The organism is Dictyobacter arantiisoli, from assembly GCF_008326305.1.
GTDB lineage: Bacteria > Chloroflexota > Ktedonobacteria > Ktedonobacterales > Ktedonobacteraceae > Dictyobacter > Dictyobacter arantiisoli.
The window spans coordinates 1-2,930 of record NZ_BIXY01000192.1; the positions used below are offsets into that span (position 1 = coordinate 1).

Consider the following 2,930-nt stretch of genomic DNA (forward strand, 5'->3'; position numbering starts at 1 on the left):
AAGCAAATATCCAATCAGAGACATGATGTAGAGAGAAATGAGAACAAGCTACACAGAGTACGAGGTGGATGCCTTGGCGCTAAAGACCGAAGAAGGACGCGGAGACCGGCGAAACGTTCGGGGGGAGCTGCATACAAGCGTTGAACCCCGAGATTCCGAATGAGGCAACTCTTCCAGAGTGATGTCTGGAAACCGCCCGCTGAACACATAGGCGGTGACGGGGGGCAGTGGGTGAACTGAAACATCTCAGTAACCCGACGAAAAGAAATCAACCGAGATTCCCGTAGTAGTGGCGAGCGAACCGGGAGCAGCCCAAACCAGGGATCCTTCGGGATGTCTGGGGTTGTAGGACTAGCAACACAGGAGAGTTTTCTACTCGAACACGTTGGAAAGCGTGACCAGAGCGAGTGAGAGTCTCGTAGAGGACGGAGAACTCAAATTGGCTAGGATCCTGAGTACCACGAGGCACGTGAAACCTTGTGGGAAGCTGGGGGGACCACCCTCCAAGGCTACACATCTTTAGCGACCGATAGCGAACAAGTACCGTGAGGGAAAGGTGAAAAGCACCCCGAGAGGGGGATGAAAGAGACCCTGAAACCACGTACTCACCAGCAGTCAGAGGCCACTGTGGCACGAGCCACCAAGGGCTAATGGCGTGCCTTTTGTAGAATGATCCGGCGAGTGCATCGTCGTAGCCTGGTTAACCAACCACAATGTTGGGGAGCCCCAGGGCAACCGAGTCTGAAGAGGGCGAAGCGTTGCGGCGATGCGACCCGAAACCGTGTGAGCTATCCATGAGCAGAGTGAAGCGGATGTAACAGTCCGTCGAGGCTCGAACCCACTTGTGTTGCAAAACAAGGGGATGACTGGTGGATAGGGGAGAAATTCCAATCGAACACGGAGATAGCTGGTTCTCCCCGAAATGTATTGAGGTACAGCTGTAGGACACACACTATCCTGGAGGTAGAGCACTGAATGGGCTAGGGGCCTCGTGCAGGTTACCAAACCCAACCAAACTCCGAATGCCAGGACAGCATGCCTACAAGTGAGACAGTGGGGGCTAAGCTTCATTGTCGAAAGGGAAACAGCCCAGACCATCGGCTAAGGTCTCCAAGTATGAACTCAGTGTCAAAGGGAGTCAGTACGCCCAAACAGCCAGGATGTTGGCTTAGAAGCAGCCATCATTTAAAGAGTGCGTAATAGCTCACTGGTCGAGTGTAGTGGCACCGACAACGTAGCGAGGCTCAAGTTCATCACCGAAGCCATGGAATTCATCTTGATGAAAGATGGGTTGGTAGGGGAGCGTTCTGCCGGCTGAGAAGCCAGACCGTAAGGACTGGTGGAGCAAGCAGAAGTGAGAATGCCGGAATGAGTAGCGTCATGTCTGTGAAAACCAGACACACCGAAAGCCTGAGGGTTCCTGGGCACCGTCAATCGTCCCAGGGTGAGTCGGGTCCTAAGCCGAGGACGTCATAGTCGTAGGCGATGGAAAGCAGGTTGGACATTCCTGCACCGGAGATGCTCGTTACGAGCAATGGGGGGACGCGGTAAGGAAGGTGAGCCCATCAATTGGACAGGATGGGTTGGTTTGTGGAAGCGCGAAGCCGAGGAAAATCCCGGTTTCCTGTGCGTGACCCTGGCCACGAGCGGACGCACGTCTGCGGAAGTCATCGGCCCCTACGCCGCCAAGAAAAGCCTCTCGCCAGAGTTTATCTCCGCCCGTACCGCAAACCGACACTGGTAGGCAGGGGGAAATCTCCCCAGGTGATCGAGCGACCCTCTGTTAAGGAACTCGGCAAATTGACCCCGTACCTTCGGAAGAAGGGGTGCCTGAGTAGCGAGGCTCTCGTAAGAGAGTGGCGTGAGCAGGCTGCAAGAAATTGGCTCAACCGACTGTTTACCAAAAACACAGGTCTCTGCGAACGCGAAAGCGGAAGTATAGGGGCTGACTCCTGCCCAGTGCCGGAAGGTTAAGAGGAGCGGTGTACGTAGCTGCGAATCGAAGCCCCGGTGAACGGCGGCCGTAACTATAACGGTCCTAAGGTAGCGAAATTCCTTGTCGGGTAAGTTCCGACCCGCACGAAAGGAGTAACGAGTTGAGCGCTGTCTCGACAGAGGACTCGGCGAAATTGAAGTACCCGTGAAGATACGGGTTACCCACGACAGGACAAAAAGACCCCGTGGAGCTTTACTACAACTTGACCTCGAAATGAGGTAGGACGTGCGTAGCATAGGTGGGAGCCGGAGAACCTATCCTTGTGGGGATAGGGGAGGCAACAGTGAAATACCACTCTCGTTGTATGTTGTTTCTCATGCGTCACCGTGAGCCGGGACGCAGACAAGATCAGGCGGGTAGTTTGACTGGGGCGGTCGCCTCCCAAAGCGTAACGGAGGCGCCCAAAGGTTCCCTCAGGGTGGATGGACATCACCCAGAAGAGTGCAAAGGCAGAAGGGAGCTTGACTGCAAGACGGACAGGTCGAGCAGGGACGAAAGTCGGGCTTAGTGATCCCACATTCCCGAGTGGAAGGAGTGTGGCTCAACGGATAAAAGCTACCCCGGGGATAACAGGCTTATCTTGCCCAAGAGTTCATATCGACGGCAAGGTTTGGCACCTCGATGTCGGCTCGTCGCATCCTGGGGCTGGAGTAGGTCCCAAGGGTTGGGCTGTTCGCCCATGAAAGCGGCACGCGAGCTGGGTTCAGAACGTCGCGAGACAGTTCGGTCTCTATCCGTCGTGGGCGCAGGAAAATTGAGGGGCGTCATCTCCAGTACGAGAGGACCGAGATGGCTCGACCGCTGGTGTGCCAGTTGGCCCGCCCGGGCCAGAGCTGGATAGCTATGTCGAGAAGGGATAAGCGCTGAAGGCATCTAAGCGCGAAGCCGCACCCAAGATAAGTTTTCCCATCTCTTCGTGAGATCAAGATCCCAG

1 rRNA gene is annotated in these 2,930 nt (G+C 55.5%); it reads left to right on the plus strand.

The features are described 5' to 3' along the window. Window positions 1-41 precede the first annotated feature (41 nt). Window positions 42-2,930 (plus strand): 23S ribosomal RNA (locus F1593_RS27635); the annotation flags it as partial.